This is a genomic window from Mesorhizobium sp. B2-3-2 (assembly GCF_006442295.1).
Lineage (GTDB): Bacteria > Pseudomonadota > Alphaproteobacteria > Rhizobiales > Rhizobiaceae > Mesorhizobium.
On the sequence record NZ_VFWA01000018.1, the window covers coordinates 1 to 17,668 of the forward strand.

A 17,668-nucleotide genomic window follows, 5' to 3' on the forward strand; every position below is an offset into this window, starting at 1 on the left:
CGCGGACCGTCGAGGTCGACCTCCATGATCTCAAGCGGCTTTCCGGCAGCAACGGCCACGGCGGCGCGGGTTTTCATTTCTCTCTCCCAAAACTTACTTGCCGGGACGATCGCCCCGCCTTGCGATTGAAAATCATGCGGCCTTGGCCGGCCCCGCCGGGAACACGCCCGACATCACGGTAAAGCCTTTGATGCGCTTGACGCGATCGCACCAGCGCCGGATCGCCGGATAGTCCTGGCGCCCAATGCCGCCTTCCTCCGACAGCATGACATAAGGAAAACAGGCAATATCGGCGATGGTCGGATGATCGGCCGAGCAGATCCAGCCGCGGCCCTGCTGCTCGCCGAACCACAGATGCTCGTCGAGGATACGGAACAGCCGGTGCGCGCCGGAGCGCGCGGCATCGATGTCGAAATCGTAGAACAGCGCGTCGTGCAGGCGGGCGGCCGACGCCGTCGAAGTGATGCCGTCGGCGAAGGCCAGCCACTGGCTGATCTCGCCGAGCAAGGCCGGGTTGTCCCGGGGGTACCATGTGCCCGACGGATCGTATTTCGACGCGAGATAGACCAGGATCGCCTGGGCGTCGCGCAGGATCAGCCCGTCATCATCGATGACCGGCAGTTGGCCGAGTGGATTGAGCTTCAGGAACCATTCCGACTTGTGCTCGCGGCCGGGGTAGAAGTCGACCGGCACGGTCTTGTGGTCAATGCCGAGAAAACTCATCAGCAGCCGCAGCTTGTAGCAATTGCCCGACAGCTCGTAGTCGTAAAGCGTGATCATCGGCTGCTCCTAGATGTCCAGCACGAGGCGTGCCGATTTGGCGCGCGAGACACAGGTCATGATCTTGGTTCCGGCCTTGCGCTCGGCATCGTTGAGGTAGACGTCCTGATGGTCAGGCTCGCCTTCGATCACGGTGGCGACGCAGGTGCCGCATGCGCCCTGCTCGCAGGATGAAGCAACGTCGATGCCGTTCTCGCGCATGACCTGCATAATGGACTTGCCGGCCGGCACCTGAAGCGTGACGCAGGACCGCGCCAGCGCCACCTCGAAACTCGAACTGTCGTCGATCTTGTTGGTGTTCTTGAAATATTCGAAATGGATGGCGGTATCCGGCCAGCCCTGCTCGGCGGCGATCTTGCGCGCGGCTTCCAGCATCGGGCCGGGGCCGCAGATGTAGAGGTGCATGCCGTCCCGGTAACCGGCGAGAATCCCTCGAAGTTCGGCGCCGGTCGCGTGCGGCGAAAGCCCGAGATGCGGCTTCAGCGCATCGCCGAGATGCTTCAGCCGATCGGCGAAAGCGAGGTGCTCTTCGCCTTGCGCGAAATAGTGAAGCTCGTGCGTCAGTTCCTGGTTCTTCAGCGCCTGCGCCATTGCGAGAAGCGGCGTGATGCCGATGCCGCCGGCGACGAACAGCGTCTTGATCGCATCACGGCGCAGCGGGAAATTGTTGCGCGGCTCGGAAATCGCCAGCACGTCACCCTCGCGCACGGTCTCGTGCATGCATTTCGAACCGCCCTTGGAATCGCGCTCCAGCTTGACGCCGATGACAAAGCTGTCGGTCTCGCCGGGGCCGTTGGTTATCGAATACTGCCTGATCTCCCCATTGGGCATGTGGACGTCGATATGGGCGCCAGGCTGGAAGGTGGGCAGCAGTCCCTTGACAGGGCGAAGCTCGAATGCGGCAACGCCGTCGGCCGCCTGCCATTTCCTCGCCACGCTGACGCGCAGCGCCGCCTTGCGGCCATGCGCGGTCACCGCGGGCATTTCGGAGAGTTCGGCCGACACCCTTTCGTAGACCGGTTCGATCGGCGCCGGCGAAGGTGCATTTGCCGCCTCCCGCTCGGCCTCATCGCGCAGCTTGGAAAGCCGCTCATTGTGATGGCGCAGGATGGCGATGCGCGCGGCTGCTTCGACCTCCTGATCGAGCACGCCACGGATCACCGAACGGTTTGAATCGACTGGCTGCACGAAGAACACGCCGCGCGTCTCGGCACTACCATCGTGCGAGCGCAGCGCCACGGCAAAATCCCGCGCGGCCTCGATGGTGGTTTCCGCGCCCTCGCCTTCGATCGCTGCGTTGGGCTGAAAGCGATAGGCTCTCAGCCTTTCCACGACCTTGTCGGCCGGCGCGTTGACCGGAATTCCGCGCAAGACGAGCAGCTTGCCTTCGGTCAGCGCGGCAACCGGCACCTCGCCACGAGGCTCCTCGGACGACCAGACAAGACCGTAGCGTTCGACCGCCGGGAAGGTGCGGTTGGTGATGGTGCGGGCCGGCGCGTCGGCAGGATGCGCGGGAATGTAGGTGCAGCCGGCGGTGCGGTTCGAATAACGCCAGCCGTGATACTGGCACTTCAGCTCGCGCCCGTCATTAATGCCGATCGACAGCCTGACGCCGCGATGCAGGCAGCGGTTTTCCCAGATGTTGACGTAGCCGTCATCGGCACGCCAGACGGCGAATTCCCGGCCGAGCAATTGACCATGGAAAACGTGGCGGTACGGCAAATCATCGGAAGCGGCGATCGGATGCCACTGGCTTCTGGCTTCTTCCAACATCAATCGTCTCCAAGAATCTCGTCAGGCCGCAACCGGAATGACACCGTAGGTCACGCCCTTCTGGCTGAGCCAGCGCCGGTAGGCGATGGCCGACTTGTCGGCCCGGATGGGCGTTTCGGCGCGCGGATCGAGCGGCAGGCGTTTGGGCACCTGATTTTCCAGGATCGGCTTGTCCTGGCCGAAGATCGTCTGCTGAAAGCGCTTAATCACCTTGTCTTCATTATCTTCGTCGAGCACGCAAAGCAGCATGTGAGCGCGCACGTGCTCCTGGTCGACCGGCTGCAGGAAGATGGCGATGACGTCTCGCCGTGCCTCGTCGACCGGGCTCGATTTATAGAGCACGGAGCAATAGGGGTGCGGCACTCGATAGACATAGTCCACGTCGGCGCCGCCACCGGAAGCCGTCGAAGCCATCGGCTGGAAGAAGCGGCAGCGCGTGGCCAGGATCTCGTCACGATCTACCGAGATCTCGACGTCGTATTCCTTGACCTCGGTGTGCGGCTCGACACCCAATATATCGGCATGGACATAGGGGAAGTGACCCATGTCGAGAAAGTTCTCGATGGCGCGCGGTGCCGAGACGTTGACGCCAAACGTGGCCGCGTTGAGCTTGCGGCGGTCCGGCTCTTCATATTCCGGGATCGGAAACAGCTCGGCCGGTGGAGAGCCGAGCGAAGTCCAGACATAGCCGTAGGCGCTTCTTGCCGGCAGCCTGTCGGCGCCTGGAATACGATCCACCCCTTCTACATCGGGACGTGAGCGCCAGACGACGGGCTCACCATCCGTATCGACCGCAAAACTGAGGCGCTCCTCGAGCAGAACGGTGTCGTGGACACCGCCGGGAACGGTCTCGGCGATCGCCCCTACGGGATGCCAGAGATTGAGGATCACGGGATCCGAGCATTTTGTCATCGTTTTATCCTCTGGATGTCCTCAGACGTCATCAGGCTTGTGCCGGTATCGCGCCATAGGTGACGGCCCGATCACGCAACCAGCGCCGGTAGGAAACCGACACGGCATCGGCACGGATCGGGGTCTCGGCACGCGGATCGAGCGGCAGGCGCTTGGGTACCTGGTTCTCCAGGATCGGTTTGTCCTGGGCGAAGATCAATTGCATGAAGCTGCGCACCGTTGCCGCCTCCATGCCTTCCTTAAGATAGCAGAGGTAAGGATGCGCGATGCAGTTTTCCTCGTCCACCGGCTGCACGAACAGGGTAATGACGTCGAGCCGGTCCTTCTGGATCGGGTTGCTCTTGTAGAGAGCCACCGTGTAGGGCCGGATCACCTTGTAGATGTAGTCGACGACAAAGCCTTGCTTGGCGGTCGGCGAAGCCACCGGCTGATAGAATTTGCACTCGGTCGCCAGCACTTCGTCCTGCGCTGTGATCTCAACCTTGTAGGGCGCGACCTCGGTATGCGGCTCCTCGCCGAGCCAGCCGGTGTGAATGAAGGGAAAATGCCCCATGTCGAGAAAATTCTCGACCGCGCGGAGGCCCGACACCTTGACCGCGATCGAACCGCCGCTGACAAGATGCCGGTCTGCCTCATTGGCCTCGGGGATATAGATGATGTCGCGCGAGGGCTTGTCCAGACAGGTCCAGATGAAACCATAACGCTGGGCGCTTTTCAGCGTGGCGCCCGTGTCGCTGCGAACGACTTCGATCTTGTTTGAACATTTGTGGACGGAGAGATCGACTCCAAGCAGGCATGTGGCGAACGGCGTATCCTGGCTTAGCGATTCCTGATCCGCGACGATGTGCCAATCATTCAGAAGCTCGCGGTCAACGCAACGGGTTGCCATCGGCTTCCCTCCCAACTCGGCTAGCCCTTCACCATGAACCTAGCCCGACGTTTCGAGATGACGAAACCACAAGATTGGATACCAATCAACATTTTTTTGTCGTCCAAAATCCCTTTTTGTGTTGACAGATTATGATGATTGAATTCCGATATGGGAAAGCTGAACTTGGGATATGTCGTGTCCTGACGGGGCATGTCGCCATCACGAAAGCCTGCTGATCATGTCGTCGAAATGGCGGAGAACCATGCCTTGAGCAGCCGTTCCCAGACCATCGCGGATACGCTGACCCGCGCCATCATCGACCATCGCCTCGTGCCCGGCTGCAAGCTCGGCGAACGCGAACTCTCCGAAATATTCAACGTGAGCCGCATTGTGGTGCGCCAAGCCCTGATCCGGCTCGCCGATGACGGGCTGGCCCAGATCGAACGCAACCGCGGTGCCTTCGTCGCCAAGCCGAGCATGCAGGAGGCGATGGAGATCTACGACGCGTTGACGCTCGTCGAACAGGGCGTCGCAGCACAGCTCAGCGATCGCCTCGGGCCGGCCGGCTGGGCCGAGCTGCGCCAGCATGTCGAGCGCCAGCGCCAGGCTGTTGCCGCCGGCAACGATGCGCTGGCCGACGTGCTTGGCCAAGAGTTCCACACCGTGTTCGTACGCCTCAGCCGCAACAAGGTCATGCAGGAGATCCACGCGCAGCTGGTGCGCCGCACGACGCTGCTGCGCTCCCTCATTTCAGCCGATTTCGACTATTGCAATCTGCTGGACGACCACTCGCGGGTCGTCGACCTGCTGGAGAAGGGCCGGCTGAAACCGGCCATGGACTTGATCGACACCCACCACCGCGCGGTGGTGCGCGGCTACATCATGGATCGCGCAGTGTTTCCAGAGATGACGCCTGCCGAAGCGCTGGCGCCCTATCTCGACGGCAAGGCCGACGGCGCGACTGTGCCGCTGCGAAGGTTGTCGAATGCGTCCGGCGACGGCGACGCGGCAACGCATCTCCACCTCCATCTCCCCAGAACAGACCGGGCACCGACAAGCCGGGCATCAACAAAAAAGACCAACAGAGGGCTACCATCATGAACAAATTGACGAGACGCGAATTCCTGAAATACAGCAGCGCGGCCGGCGCGGCTCTTGGCGCGGGAGCGCTGAGCACCATCGCACAGGCGCAGGAGGTGCTGAAGATCGGCGCCGTCTACGTCTCGCCGGTCGCCGAGATCGGCTGGACCAAGCAGCACAGCCTCGGCGTCGAGGCCATCAAGGCCGAATTCGGCGACAAGGTCGAGCTCACCGTCATCGACAACATCTTCATGCCGCAGGACGCCGAGCGTGTATTCCGCGAACTGGCCAGCGCTGGTAACAGGCTTATCTTCGGCACAAGCTTTTCGCATGGAACGCCGATGCAGAAGGTGGCGCCGCGCTTTCCCAAGGTGGCGTTCGAACACTGCTCGGGCATCGTCCACCTCGCCAATCTGGGAACCTTCGAAGCGAAATATTACGAAGGCACCTTCGTCGCCGGCGCGGCGGGTGGCTACATGTCCAAATCGGGCAAGATCGGTTTCATCGGCGGCTTTCCGATCCCCGACATCGTCGGTCCGGCAAATGCGCTGCTGCTTGGCGCGCAGAGCGTCAACCCAAACGCGACCTGCAACACCATCTTCCTGAATTCCTGGTTCGACCCGGGCAAGGAGAAGGAGGCGGCCAAGACGCTGATCTCTCAAGGCTGCGACGTGGTCTGCTCGATGACGGACACCGCGACCGGCGTACAGGTCGCCGGCGAAGGCGGCGCCTGGTCGATCGGCTATGCCAGCGACATGTCGAAATTCGCCTCGGGCAAGCAGCTGACCTCTTTCGTTCTCGATTGGACCAGCGACTATGTCGGCGCAGCCAAGGCCGTGGCCGCCGGTACCTGGAAGCCGGAAGTACGCTGGGACGGATTGGCGGCCGGCGTGGTGAAAATGGCCCCCTACAATGAGGGTATCCCCGCCGATGCGCGCGCCAAGCTCAAGCAGCTCGAGGCCGACATCGGCAGCGGCAAGCTTCATCCCTACGCCGGGGAGTTGAAGGATCAGGACGGCAACGTCAAGGTTGCCGCCGGTTCGGTTCTGGCCGATGACGACATTCGCGGCATGAACTGGTTCGTGAAGGGGATGATCGGCAGGCTGAGCTGATCGCCGTAAAAGTGCCGGGAGACGCCCAAGTCCATATCTTCGGCGTCTCCTTGCCTGGTTCCCGTCCAACCTCGCTTCACGCCACGGCAGGACCCGCCATGCATCCGCGACTAGAACTGCGCAACATCTGCAAGCGTTATCCCGGCGTCGTCGCCAATGACGATGTGTCGCTCTCGATTCAACCCGGCGAGATCCATGCCGTGCTGGGCGAAAACGGCGCCGGCAAATCCACTCTGATGAAAATCATCTATGGGGCGACGCAAGCCGATTCCGGCGAGATCTTTTGCGATGGCAATCCGATCGCCACGCACACCCCGGCGATGTCGCGCGCGCTCGGCATCGAAATGGTCTACCAGCATTTCGCGCTGTTCGAATCCGTTTCGGTGGTCGAGAACATAGCGCTCTCGGCCAGCAGCGCGTACGACCTGCCCTTGCTCGCCGACAAGATCCGCGATCTGTCACGCCGCTACGGCATGCCCATCGACCCGCATCGCCAGGTGCACGACCTGTCGGTCGGCGAGCGCCAGCGCGTCGAGATCGTGCGCTGCCTGCTACAGTCGCCGAAACTGCTGATCCTCGACGAGCCGACCTCGGTGCTGACGCCCCAGGCGGTGGTGAAGCTGTTCGAGACGCTCCGCCAACTTGCCGCCGAGGGCTGCAGCATCGTCTATATCAGCCACAAGCTCGACGAGGTGCAGGAGCTCTGCGACACCGCCACCGTGCTGCGCAACGGCAAGGTCACCGGTACCGCGCGTCCGAAGGAGACGACATCGCTGGAGCTTGCCCGCATGATGGTGGGTTCGAAGCTGCCTGAAATGCATGTCGGGCCGCCGACGCCAAGCGACAGACCGGTGCTCGAGGTCAACAGGCTTTCGGTGAAGGCCCGGGATCATTTCGGCGTCGACCTGAAGGACGTTTCCTTCAGGGTGCATGGCGGCGAGATCGTCGGTCTGGCCGGGGTTTCCGGCAATGGCCAGGCCGAGCTGATCGCCTTGCTCAGCGGCGAGCGCACGCATGAGCGCAGCGACGCCATCCGGATTTGCGGAACCGGCGCAGCCCGCCTTCGCCCGCACGAGCGCCGCAAGCTCGGCGTTGCCTTCGTTCCCGAAGAGCGGCTCGGGCGCGGCGCCGTGCCCTCGCACACACTGTGGGAGAATGCGGTGCTGACCGCGCACCGCTTCGGCACGGTGCGCAACGGGCTGGTCGACCGGCGCCGGGCCAAGGCGTTCGCCGCAGGCATAATCGACAGGTTCAAGGTCAAGGCCAACGGGGCGCAGGCGATCGCGCAAAGCCTGTCCGGCGGCAATCTGCAGAAATTCATCGTGGGGCGTGAAATTGCGCTCCAGCCGAAGCTCCTCCTGGTGTCTCAGCCGACCTGGGGGGTCGATGTCGGCGCGAGCGCCTTCATCCGGCAGACCATCGTCGATCTCAGCCGCGCCGGCGCGGCGGTGCTCGTCGTCTCCGAGGAACTCGACGAGTTGTTCGAGATCTGCGACCGGCTGCTGGTCATTTGCCAAGGGAAGGTTTCCCCGCCGCTGGAGCGCAAGACGACCGATCGCGAGGAGATCGGACTTCTGATGACGGGCCGCGGCATGGGCAACGGCGCATTGGCGAACGGAGGTGGCAACAATGCGCTTCAAGATTGAACAAAGGCCGGAGCCCTCCTCGCTGATGCGCGTCGCCGCGCCGGCACTGGCGACCCTGTTGACCGTCGTCGTCGGATCGATTTTCTTCGCCTCCCTCGGACATGATCCGCTGGCTACTCTCCATGCCTTCTTCATCGAGCCGCTCTCTTCCCTGAACGGCGTGTCCGAATGGCTGCTCAAGGCCTCGCCGCTGATCCTCATCGCTTGCGGGCTGGCGGTCGGCTTCCGCGCCAATGTCTGGAATATCGGCGCCGAGGGCCAGTTCACCATGGGGGCAATCGCGGCCAGCGGCGTGGGGCTTTTCTGGCCGAACCCCGAAAGCGTGCTGCTGTTGCCGCTGATGTTCATCGCCGGTATGGGCGCTGGCATGGCCTGGGCGGCAATCCCCGCCTTTCTGCGCGCCCGCATGAACACCAACGAGATCCTGGTCACGCTGATGATGACCTATATCGCGACGCTGTTCCTGTCCTATCTCGTGCACGGACCGTGGCGAGATCCGGCCGGCTTCAACTATCCGCAGACGGCACTTCTGCCGACGGCGGCCCTGTTCGAATCTTTTGACCCCGCCTATCGGCTCAACCCGTCGATCTTCATCACGGTCGTCGCCGTGCTCCTGATGTGGCTGTTCACCGACCGCAGCTTCCTCGGCTACAAGATGTCGGTGAGCGGGGCTGCACCGCTTGCCGCCCGCTATGCCGGCTTTCGCGAATCGGCTGCGGTCTGGATCGGACTGCTGGCGGGAGGTGCCGCGGCCGGCATCGCCGGCATGGCGGAAGCCGCCGGGCCGCTCGGGCAGCTCTCGCCTCAGATTTCGCCAGGCTACGGCTTCGCGGCCATCATCGTTGCCTTCGTCGGACGGCTGAACGCCTTCGGCATCGTGCTTGGCGGGCTGTTGATGTCGCTGCTTTTCCTCGGCGGCGAAGGTGTGCAGATGACACTCGGCCTGCCTTTGGCCCTGACGCGGATCTTCCAGGGCATCCTGCTGTTCTTCCTGCTCGCCGCCGATTTCTTCATCTTCTATCGCGTTCGGCTGGTGCGACCCGTCCGGCACACGCATGCGCTGGAGACGGCACGATGAGCGGATTTCGGATCGTGCGGGAGATAGCCTGATGGACCTGTTCATCGCCATCTTCACCGGCACCGTCATTGCCGCCACACCGCTGATCTTCGCGGCGCTCGGCGAACTCGTGGTGGAGAAGTCGGGTGTCCTCAATCTCGGCATCGAAGGCATGATGCTGATGGGCGCCGCATTGGCATTCTGGGCCGTCACCGCAGGCTATCCCATGCCTGTCGCGATCCTGGCCGGCGCGTTGGCGGGTGCCGCCGCCTCGCTGCTGTTCGGCGTTCTGGCGCTGACGTTCCTGACCAACCAGTATGCAGCCGGCCTGGCGCTGGCGATCTTCGGTTCGGGCGTCTCGGCCTTCCTCGGGCGCGGCTTCGGCAGCGAGCCTATCGAGGCACTGCGCCGCCTCGACATCCCCGTTCTGTCCGATCTGCCACTGATCGGTCCGCTACTGTTCCGCTTCGATCCAATGGTCTATCTGGCCCTGCTGATGTTCGTCGCCATCAGTTGGTTTCTCTACCGGACCAAGGCTGGCCTGGTGCTGCGCACGATCGGCGAGTCGCCGCAGACATCGCATGCGATCGGCTACCCCGTGATCAGGATCCGCTACATGGCCGTGGTGTTCGGTGGGCTGATGGCAGGCCTGGCAGGCGCATATTTGTCGGTCGCCTACACGCCGCTCTGGGTCGAGAACATGACCGCCGGCAAGGGCTGGATCGCGCTTGCGCTGGTGGTCTTCGCCACCTGGCGGCCGCTACGCATCCTGCTTGGCGCGTGGCTGTTCGGCGGCATGACGATCCTTCAGCTGCAAGGTCAGGCGCTGGGGCTGGACATGCCGTCCGAACTGTTGTCGGCGCTGCCGTATCTCGCGACCATTATCGTGCTGGTGCTGATCTCACGAAACCGCCAGATGCTGGCCCTGCACTTCCCGGCCTCGCTGGCAAAACCCTTCCGCCCGACCAGTTGACCTTCTGCGAAATGCTACTTCTCTTGCTGGAGAAGGCTCAAGTCGATTTCGGTAATATGCCAGCGACCCAGATTGGCGGTATAGAGTTTGTCGCCCTTGAAGGCGATGTTGGTGGGGTGCGCCAACGTGGTTGCGGCGGGATCCTCGATCAGCACTTCGAGACCTCTGTTCTTTTGCCAGCGATAAATCCGGCTGGGCTCGTAACACGAGATGAACAAGGAGCCGTCGGGCGCAAAGGCAACTCCGTCCGGAACATTGTGCACGCCTTCGACGACGATCTCACGAGCCCCCGCCGTCCCGTCAGAGAGGACCGGTACATAGCTGACGCACGGCGCGTCGCTTTCCACCACGTAGAGACCACAACCGTCCGGCGCCATCGCCATGCCATTGGCGAACGACATGGGCTCGCTGCACCAAAGACCGCCCTCGCCCGTCTTGAGGTCGTAGCGAAAGATGCCGGAGCGATTGTCCTGGCCAACGCTGTCCGAAACGAAGAGCCAGCCCCTTGCCTCGTCGACGATCGGATAGTTCGGCACGCGAATGCCGGCCGACGCGAAGCGCTCCATGCGCGCTGTCGCGACGTCCCAGCGGAAAATCGCGGCATGCCTGAGATCGCAGGCAAAGCAGTTTCCCGCGCTGTCGAAAGCAATGCCGAGCAGAAAACCGTCGGTGCCGCCCATGCGCTCGACCGAGCCGCCATCGGCGGCCAGCCGCAGCAGGTCTCCGGTTTCGGTGCCGCACCAGATCGAGCCATCGAGGTGGACGGCGACGCCCTCCGGATGCGCGACGCGCGGGCTGGTGAAGATGCCATCGAAGAAAACGCGCGCGGCCGATATGTCGAGCAATGGTTTTGCCATGGGGTCTCAGCTTTCGACAAATGCTCTCTGCGCGGCGATGCAGCGTTCAACCATGGCGCGGTCGGCTTCAAGAATCTCGGCGATAAGCGCGCCGCGGTCCTTGGCGCTGACGAACTCCAGACGGCGCAGGCCGAGCGGGTCGATGCGGTTTCGCAAGGTGGCGAGCGTGCCGTCGAAAGGCAGCGAGACCTCGCGGCAGTCGGGATCGAACGACACCGCAAATCCGGTGGCGTCACGGATCCGCTGCTGCGTGACGCCAGGCATGGTTTCGACAACGATCAATTCCCTCGAAGTCTGATCGAGCCGGAAGACACAGAGATCGGTGAAGACCAGCGCCCTGCCGGTGCGATAGCCCATCGGCGCGCGCTCGGCCGGAGTCAGCACCCCGCGAGCCGAGCTGACGATTTCGACCTCATTTACCAGCGACTGGATCGAGTGGCGGGGGATGTAGAGCAGGTAATCGCGGTGCATGTTGGCAACATCGGCCATGCCGCCTTGCCCCGGCAACCGGATGAGGCCGCCGCTTGGTTTGCGCAGTGCGATCGTGTTGACCCGGCCGCGCCGGTCGACCTGTGCCGCGCCGACGATCTCGTGCGTCACCGCGCCGGCCTGGTAGTAGGTCGAGTAGGTGTCGTCGCCGCCGGCATGCGCCACCGCTGTTTCGCAATCGAGGCTTTCGATCAGCGACAGGACCATCGGGCTCGGCGCGATGTCGAGATGGCCGCAGCTCATCGTCGCGATGATCATGTCCGGCGCGTGCGTCGCCTTGGCCAGGCGGTATGCGACATTGGCCAGCGGCGAGACCGCACCCGCGCTGGCGAAGCTCTCATCGTCGAGTTCGGCAGCGATGCGGGCGGCAATGATCTCGTCGACGGACGCTTTCTTTTCGGCGTGCGCGAGCGCGGGCATGGCGAGCACTGTCGCCGCGCGTACCTTCGCGGCGCTTTGCAACAGCTTCGGCACGCCCTCGGCAGGGAGGCGCAGATTGTCCGCCAAGGGCGTTTCCCGGTCGGCGAACGCCTCCGACAATCGCTGATAATCGGTGACGTAAAACGGCAGACAGGAGGCCGGATAAGCGCCGCCCGGCGCCAAGGCAATGGCCGAAACCTGATTGCGGGTCAGCACGCTTTGGCGGCCGTCCCGGCGCAGCGTCCCGACCGGAACGATTTCCTCGACGGTGACCAGCACCTGGCGCGCCGCACCCGCCATGGCGAAGTCCAGCGCGCGGGGCCCGATGATCTGCACATTGCCGCTTTCATCCGCGCGCTGGGCATGGACGACGAATGTGTCGAGCCGCAGCGGCGGGACGAATCCGTTTTCGGTACCGGCAATCGGATCAGGTCTGGCGCTCGCTCCCGGCACGCGCGCCAGCATGTCCGATCCCAGCGGAAGCTGGAACGACATCGAGGGCAGGTTCTGCTGCGCCGCCCGCAGCGCCTGGATCATGGCCAGTGCCGTCCAATCGCGAACCGGTATCGCGCCGCTCTCGGCGGCTGCGCGGAATTTTGGCGGCAGGCCGAAAATGTCGAGGCTGGAGAAACAGAGGTCGATCTCTGCCACGGCATGCGCTTCGAGCAGCAGTTCGAGGGGCAAGCCGCCGGCCCAGCAGATGTAATGCAGATCCTTGACGCCCGACCGGGCTATCGCACGCAGCAATGCGATCGGCAGCCGGGCGAAATGGTGACCGCCGACGCCGAGCAAGTCGCCATGGCCGACCATCGCTGCCAGTCCCTCGACATCCGTGAAGCGCGGCCGGTTCGGCTTGACCAGGGACATTGCGGCACGGTTCGTCATAGCGCGGATGCCTCGATGCGATAGCGGGTGACGAACGGCTTTTCCGGCGAGAATTCGAGCGCGGTCGCAATGCCGGATTGTGCGATCGGATTGTCGGCCAACGCCGTCGCCGGGCCGAGCCCGAAGGGCGAGCAGATCGGCTCGATGCCGATGGCGAGATGGCGCTCGCTCCAGGGTGCCGCCTTGCGGCCGCGATTGGAGTACCAGAGCAGAAGGCTTGGGAAATGCTCCTTCTGCCAGGAAAGGTCCACCCGGTAGCCCTCCTCGTGGTTGACAAGCGCCGCCGCACCGTCGGTGCCCTCGATCTGCAGCAACTCCTCCGTAGCGGCAGCCAAAGGCAGCCGGGAGGCATCGACCGCTTTGCCGTTGCGCGACGGCACGGCCGTCAGTTCAAAGAACGTCTTGTTCCGGGCAAACAGCGCAGCGCCTGGTTCGACATCGTGAGGATAGGTGCGGCCCTCGTCGAAGCCACCGAATTGCAACGTGGCCGCGCCCGTCTCGAACGGCAGCCGAAACACCGGATGCAGGCCGATCGGCAGGCGGCAGGCACGGCGAACGACGATCTTCAACACAATGTCGATGGCGGGCGCCAACGGGTCGGGCCGCACGGTCCGTTCAACGTGCTCGACCGGACTTCCCTCGGGATAGGTAAGCGTCAGCGACAATGATCCGCGACTACTGGGACGCCATGTCCACTCATGATTGGAGCTATGGCCATGGATTTCTTCGCCTGATTCCGGCGGACCCATCGCCCGCGCCCAGTCCTCGGGCCATCCATCGGCCGGCACCGAATAGCCGAAGGGCACGCAGGGCCATTCGCCGCGAAGCTTGCGCAGGATGCCTGGCAGTGCTTGCGCCTGCGGTTCGTTCGACCACGGCGCAATGTGCATCGGCGATATCTGCCGACCGTCCTCCAGAATGAACGTAACCGGCGCCAGCATCGCGCCAAGCCGCTGGATAGTCAGCGCGCCATGCGCCCAGCCCAATCCGCGATAGTCTTCGCCCGCGTTCACGGCCCGCCCTTCTTTGCCTTTGTCGTGCTCCGCTCGGCGAACTCCCTGACGCGCTGCTGGCCGATCTCGCTTCGGTAGAGCTCACCCAATATGTTGCGCTCCATGGCGAGACCCTCCGCCAGATCGCCTGACACGGCATGCGCCGCCAGGACCTTCAGCCCTTCGATCGCGGCAGCGGGCTCGGCGGCGATCATTTCGGCCAGTTCCAGCGCGCGCGGCATCAGCCTGTCGACATCGACAATTTCGTTAACCAGACCCGCATTGACGAATTCAGAAGCCGGCACGATGGCGCCGGTCATCAGCAGGAAATTGGCGCGGTTGCGGCCGAGCTTGGTCACGCTGCGTTGCGTGCCGCCGCCGCCCGGGATCAGCCCGAGCTTGATCTCCGGCAGGCCGAGCTTGGCGAACTGATTGGCGATCACGAGGTCGCAACACAGCACCAGCTCCATGCCGCCGCCCAGCGCGAAGCCGTTGACCGCCGCGATCACCGGTTTGCGGTTGTTCTCGATGGCTCCGTACATGCGTGTGCCGGCAGCCTGGAAAATGTCGAACTCCGGTCCGGTCTGGGCAGCATATTCCTTGATGTCGGCGCCGGCCATGAAGCCGCGCCCTTCGCCGGTCACCACGATTGCGCCAACGCTCGCATCGCCCGACAGCGCCTCGAAGGCCTCGGTGATCTCGCCCTGCATCAGCCGGTTCATGGCGTTGAGCTGATCGGCGCGGCGGAAGGTGACGACGGCGACGCGGTCCGCGGTCTCGACCGTGAGTGTCTGGTAGGCGCGCATGGTCAGGCGGCGTCCACGGTCATGTCGCCGGATGCCTCCAGGGCCGCGATCTCGTCCTTCGAGAGGCCGAACTCCGCCAGGATCTCGCGACCGTGCTGGCCGACCAGCGGCGCCGGCCGTTCGATGGTCGCTGGCGTCTCGCTCATCTTGACCGCGGGTGCGACCACGCGCACCTTGCCGCCGCGCGGATGGTCGTAGCTGGTGATCATGCCCATGTGCTTGACCTGCGGGTCCTCCGCGGCGCGGCGAATATCCTTCACCTCGGCGCACCAGATGTCGGCCGCCAGCAACCGCGCCAGAAGATCCTGGGTCGCAAATTTCCTGGTCTCGGCATTCACCTTCTCGAAGACTTCATCGCGCTTGTCGAACAAAGTCTTGAGATCGTCGTAGACGGCAAGCTGCGGCGCCTGCAGCACTCCATACAGCGTCTTGAACGGGCTCATGGCGATCGACACGTAGCCGCCATCGCTGGTCTCGTAGATGCCGAACGGCGCCTGCATGCCGGGATGACCGATGCCGGAATTCGGCCGCACGAAATCCTCGCCGAGATTGAGCACGGCGACATATTCCTGGTTGAGATGCGCCAAGAGGCCGGCCAGCAGGTTGACCTCGATCTTTTGGCCCTTTCCCGTCTTCTCGCGATAATAGAGCGCCGACAGGATGCCGTAGACCATGTTCATGGCGCCGATCTGGTCGGCGAGGCCGGCGCCGGCGGGAACCGGGGCCTGGTCGCCGCGGCCGGTGTTGGCGATCAGCCCTGCGAGCCCCTGGATCAGCATGTCCTGGCCGGGGCGCTCGACATAAGGCCCTTCCTCGCCATAGCCCGAGCCCGAGCAATAGATGATGCGCGGATTGACGGCCTTGAAATCCTCATAGCCATAGCAGAGCTTGGCCAGCACGCCTGGGCGGAAATTCTGCACCACCACGTCAGCGCTTTTCGCCATCTCCATGATGATAGCATGCACCTTGCGGCTCTTCAGGTTGAGTGCGATCGAACGCTTGTTGCGGTTCCAGGCGAGGAAGTTCGGGCTCTCCGAACCGCCGACCCACTTGGCGAAAAAGGTCATGCCACGGAACATGTCGCCGGCGCCGGCGCGCTCGATCTTGATGACATCGGCGCCCATGTCGCCGAGCAGCTGGGTAGCGAACGGTCCCTGCAGCAGATGGCTGAAATCGAGGATGCGGACGCCTTCGAGGGCCTTGTTCATGTCATGTCTCGTTTCAAAATTTTCAAAGCAGTTCGGGAACGTAGCGCGGTGCCGCCGTCAGCCCGCCATCGACGCGCAGGTCGGTGCCGGTGGTGAAACCGGCGGCATCGGAGGCAAGATAGACGGCGGCCTCGGCCACTTCCGAAGGCTCGCCGATACGGCCGAGCGGATGCATCTTGACCCAGGCCTTGGCGAGATTGCCGCCGATCTCCTTGATGAGTTTATCGTTCATCGGCGTGTTGATGGTGCCCGGCGAGATCGAATTGACACGGATGTTCAGCGGGCCGAATTCAACCGCCATCTGGCGCGTCATCGCCATTACCGCGCCCTTGGCGCCGGCATAGGCGGTCCAGCCATCAAGCCCGATATGGCCCTGGGCGGAGGCCATGTTGATGATCGAGCCCGATTTCTGCGCGATCATGTGCGGCAGCGCGTATTTGCAGCCGCGAAACACGCTCGTTAAGTTGACCGCTATCAGCCGGTGCCACTGCTCGTCGGTCATCTCGTGCACCGGCATGCCGCCAATGGCGATGGCGGCATTGTTGACCAGTATGTCGAGGCGTCCCGTTTTCCTGACGGCGCTGTCGATGAGACCTGAAATGTCGACCTCCTGCGAGACGTCGCAATGCAGATAGTCGGCGCGGTGGCCGGCAGCGCGAAGCGCGGCCGCGAAATCCTCGCCCGCGCTGTCGGCGATGTCGCCCAGGAAGACATGCGCCCCTTCGCGCGCCATCGCCTGCGCGATCGCGTGGCCGATGCCGTCGGCCGCACCCGTGATGACGGCGATTTTTGCTTCAAGACGAGCCATATTCAGCCTCCATTCGCACGTCGGCGTTTCGCTTCATCGAGGGCGACCGCGGCAATGATGATCATGCCGGTGATGACCAGCTGCCATTCGGTCGGCAGGCCAAGCCCGCGCAGGCCGTTGGACAGGAATTGCAAGATCAGCACGCCCAGCGCCATGCCGGTCAGGCTGCCGATGCCGCCGGCAAGGCTGACCCCGCCGAGCACGGTGGCGGCAACCACCTGGAATTCGAAATTCAACCCCGCCGTATGCTGCGCCGAGCCGACGCGCGCGGCCAGGATGATGCCGGCGACCGTGGCCAGCAGCGCGCTGATGATGAAGCAGATGAACTTGACCCGCCGCACGTCGTAGCCTGCAAGGCGGGCCACTTCCTGATTGCCGCCGACGGCATAGATTTGCCGTCCGAACGGCCGGTGCTGCATCATGTAGGCGAAGGCGGCGAGCAGGACGATGGCGATGACAGCCGAATAGGGGATGATGTTGAAGAGCCGGCCATCCGACAGGGCAATGAAGCTGTCGAGGGCGGCATCGTCCGGGATCGCGCGCTGGCCGGTGTAGAGATAGACGCCGCCGCGCATGATGAACATCGTGCCCAACGTCACGATCAGCGAGTTGATGCCGGCATAGGCGGTGAGATAGCCGTTGACGACACCGATGATCAGCCCGAACAACAGCGCGCCGCCGACGCCGAGCAGCAGCGAATTGGTGTCGTTCATGATGATGATCAACGGCAGCGCAATGGTCGCCAGCAGCGAGCCGATCGAAATATCGACCTCGCCGGAAATGAAGACGATGGCGCAGCCAATGCCGGCGGTGAGCGCGAGCGAGGCCTGACCAAGCACATTGGTCATGTTGCGCACGGAGAAGAAATTCTCGACGGTGATGGAGAAGAAAGCCAGCACCAGCACGAGACATATCAGCAGCGCCAGTTCCTGCCGGGCAAAGAACCGCGCCAGCACGGACGGCTGGGCTTTCGCGGAGACTGTATTTGCAAGGCTCATG

General features: G+C 63.5%; 16 protein-coding genes. 5 read left to right on the forward strand and 11 right to left on the reverse strand.

What is annotated here, in order from left to right; genetic code table 11:
* Positions 1-132 precede the first annotated feature (132 nt).
* From FJ964_RS26820 to FJ964_RS26835, 4 genes are read right to left on the reverse strand one after another with little or no spacing between them, the layout of a single operon-like run.
* Complete coding sequence (locus tag FJ964_RS26820) at positions 133-780, reverse strand: glutathione S-transferase (protein ID WP_140553360.1); 648 nt, start codon at positions 778-780, stop codon at positions 133-135.
* 9 nt (positions 781-789) lie between these two features.
* Positions 790-2,553 carry a Rieske 2Fe-2S domain-containing protein gene (locus FJ964_RS26825; RefSeq protein ID WP_140553362.1) on the reverse strand — a complete coding sequence of 588 codons (1,764 nt, stop codon included), beginning with the start codon at positions 2,551-2,553 and terminating at the stop codon, positions 790-792.
* A 21-nt stretch (positions 2,554-2,574) separates the two neighbouring features.
* Positions 2,575-3,465, reverse strand: coding sequence for an aromatic ring-hydroxylating dioxygenase subunit alpha (locus FJ964_RS26830; RefSeq protein ID WP_140553364.1), 891 nt, complete (start codon positions 3,463-3,465; stop codon positions 2,575-2,577).
* A gap of 31 nt (positions 3,466-3,496) precedes the next feature.
* Positions 3,497-4,354, reverse strand: coding sequence for an aromatic ring-hydroxylating dioxygenase subunit alpha (locus FJ964_RS26835; protein ID WP_140553365.1), 858 nt, complete (start codon positions 4,352-4,354; stop codon positions 3,497-3,499).
* 249 nt (positions 4,355-4,603) lie between these two features.
* Between FJ964_RS26835 and FJ964_RS26840 the strand changes: the two genes are divergently transcribed.
* The 5 genes from FJ964_RS26840 to FJ964_RS26860 all read left to right on the forward strand — a co-directional run bounded on the left by FJ964_RS26840 (position 4,604) and on the right by FJ964_RS26860 (position 10,204).
* Positions 4,604-5,437, forward strand: coding sequence for a GntR family transcriptional regulator (locus FJ964_RS26840; RefSeq protein ID WP_140553367.1), 834 nt, complete (start codon positions 4,604-4,606; stop codon positions 5,435-5,437).
* Positions 5,434-6,528: a BMP family ABC transporter substrate-binding protein gene (locus FJ964_RS26845; protein WP_140553368.1), complete on the forward strand. Its 1,095-nt coding sequence runs from the start codon at positions 5,434-5,436 to the stop codon at positions 6,526-6,528. Before FJ964_RS26840 ends, FJ964_RS26845 begins: the two co-directional genes overlap by 4 nt.
* A gap of 98 nt (positions 6,529-6,626) precedes the next feature.
* Positions 6,627-8,174 carry an ABC transporter ATP-binding protein gene (locus FJ964_RS26850; protein ID WP_140553370.1) on the forward strand — a complete coding sequence of 516 codons (1,548 nt, stop codon included), beginning with the start codon at positions 6,627-6,629 and terminating at the stop codon, positions 8,172-8,174.
* Positions 8,158-9,252 (forward strand): ABC transporter permease, encoded by a 1,095-nt coding sequence (locus FJ964_RS26855; protein WP_140553371.1) that lies wholly within the window; start codon positions 8,158-8,160, stop codon positions 9,250-9,252. The genes FJ964_RS26850 and FJ964_RS26855 overlap by 17 nt, the downstream gene beginning before the upstream one ends.
* Positions 9,253-9,283: 31 nt before the next feature.
* Complete coding sequence (locus FJ964_RS26860; RefSeq protein ID WP_140553373.1) at positions 9,284-10,204, forward strand: ABC transporter permease; 921 nt, start codon at positions 9,284-9,286, stop codon at positions 10,202-10,204.
* 14 nt (positions 10,205-10,218) lie between these two features.
* Here FJ964_RS26860 and FJ964_RS26865 read toward each other — a convergent pair whose 3' ends face one another.
* The 7 genes from FJ964_RS26865 to FJ964_RS26895 are packed head-to-tail and all read right to left on the reverse strand — an operon-like array spanning position 10,219 to position 17,667.
* Positions 10,219-11,061 carry an SMP-30/gluconolactonase/LRE family protein gene (locus FJ964_RS26865; protein WP_140553375.1) on the reverse strand — a complete coding sequence of 281 codons (843 nt, stop codon included), beginning with the start codon at positions 11,059-11,061 and terminating at the stop codon, positions 10,219-10,221.
* Between the two features lie 6 nt (positions 11,062-11,067).
* Entirely contained in the window at positions 11,068-12,855 is a 1,788-nt protein-coding gene (locus FJ964_RS26870) for a CoA-transferase (RefSeq protein WP_224713394.1), read from the reverse strand.
* Entirely contained in the window at positions 12,852-13,868 is a 1,017-nt protein-coding gene (locus FJ964_RS26875; protein ID WP_140553377.1) for a hypothetical protein, read from the reverse strand. Before FJ964_RS26875 ends, FJ964_RS26870 begins: the two co-directional genes overlap by 4 nt.
* A complete protein-coding gene (locus FJ964_RS26880; protein WP_140553379.1) occupies positions 13,865-14,653 on the reverse strand; it encodes an enoyl-CoA hydratase/isomerase family protein in 789 nt (262 codons plus the stop codon). Before FJ964_RS26880 ends, FJ964_RS26875 begins: the two co-directional genes overlap by 4 nt.
* 2 nt (positions 14,654-14,655) lie before the next feature.
* The gene (locus tag FJ964_RS26885; RefSeq protein WP_140553380.1) at positions 14,656-15,861 is read right to left on the reverse strand and encodes a CaiB/BaiF CoA-transferase family protein; all 1,206 of its coding nucleotides are present in this window, start codon (positions 15,859-15,861) and stop codon (positions 14,656-14,658) included.
* Between the two features lie 22 nt (positions 15,862-15,883).
* Complete coding sequence (locus tag FJ964_RS26890) at positions 15,884-16,669, reverse strand: SDR family oxidoreductase (RefSeq protein ID WP_140553382.1); 786 nt, start codon at positions 16,667-16,669, stop codon at positions 15,884-15,886.
* A gap of 2 nt (positions 16,670-16,671) precedes the next feature.
* The gene (locus tag FJ964_RS26895) at positions 16,672-17,667 is read right to left on the reverse strand and encodes an ABC transporter permease (protein ID WP_140553384.1); all 996 of its coding nucleotides are present in this window, start codon (positions 17,665-17,667) and stop codon (positions 16,672-16,674) included.
* Between the last annotated feature and the right edge of the window lies 1 nt (position 17,668).

Excerpts from the sequence above, each read along its gene's own strand:
- FJ964_RS26820 (WP_140553360.1), bottom strand. The coding sequence starts at position 780 with ATGATCACGCTTTACGACTACGAGCTGTCGGGCAATTGCTACAAGCTG.
- FJ964_RS26825 (WP_140553362.1), bottom strand. The coding sequence starts at position 2,553 with ATGTTGGAAGAAGCCAGAAGCCAGTGGCATCCGATCGCCGCTTCCGAT.
- FJ964_RS26830 (WP_140553364.1), bottom strand. The coding sequence starts at position 3,465 with ATGACAAAATGCTCGGATCCCGTGATCCTCAATCTCTGGCATCCCGTA.
- FJ964_RS26835 (WP_140553365.1), bottom strand. The coding sequence starts at position 4,354 with ATGGCAACCCGTTGCGTTGACCGCGAGCTTCTGAATGATTGGCACATC.
- FJ964_RS26845 (WP_140553368.1), top strand. The coding sequence starts at position 5,434 with ATGAACAAATTGACGAGACGCGAATTCCTGAAATACAGCAGCGCGGCC.
- FJ964_RS26850 (WP_140553370.1), top strand. The coding sequence starts at position 6,627 with ATGCATCCGCGACTAGAACTGCGCAACATCTGCAAGCGTTATCCCGGC.
- FJ964_RS26855 (WP_140553371.1), top strand. The coding sequence starts at position 8,158 with ATGCGCTTCAAGATTGAACAAAGGCCGGAGCCCTCCTCGCTGATGCGC.
- FJ964_RS26860 (WP_140553373.1), top strand. The coding sequence starts at position 9,284 with ATGGACCTGTTCATCGCCATCTTCACCGGCACCGTCATTGCCGCCACA.
- FJ964_RS26865 (WP_140553375.1), bottom strand. The coding sequence starts at position 11,061 with ATGGCAAAACCATTGCTCGACATATCGGCCGCGCGCGTTTTCTTCGAT.
- FJ964_RS26870 (WP_224713394.1), bottom strand. The coding sequence starts at position 12,855 with ATGACGAACCGTGCCGCAATGTCCCTGGTCAAGCCGAACCGGCCGCGC.
- FJ964_RS26880 (WP_140553379.1), bottom strand. The coding sequence starts at position 14,653 with ATGCGCGCCTACCAGACACTCACGGTCGAGACCGCGGACCGCGTCGCC.
- FJ964_RS26885 (WP_140553380.1), bottom strand. The coding sequence starts at position 15,861 with ATGAACAAGGCCCTCGAAGGCGTCCGCATCCTCGATTTCAGCCATCTG.
- FJ964_RS26890 (WP_140553382.1), bottom strand. The coding sequence starts at position 16,669 with ATGGCTCGTCTTGAAGCAAAAATCGCCGTCATCACGGGTGCGGCCGAC.
- FJ964_RS26895 (WP_140553384.1), bottom strand. The coding sequence starts at position 17,667 with ATGAGCCTTGCAAATACAGTCTCCGCGAAAGCCCAGCCGTCCGTGCTG.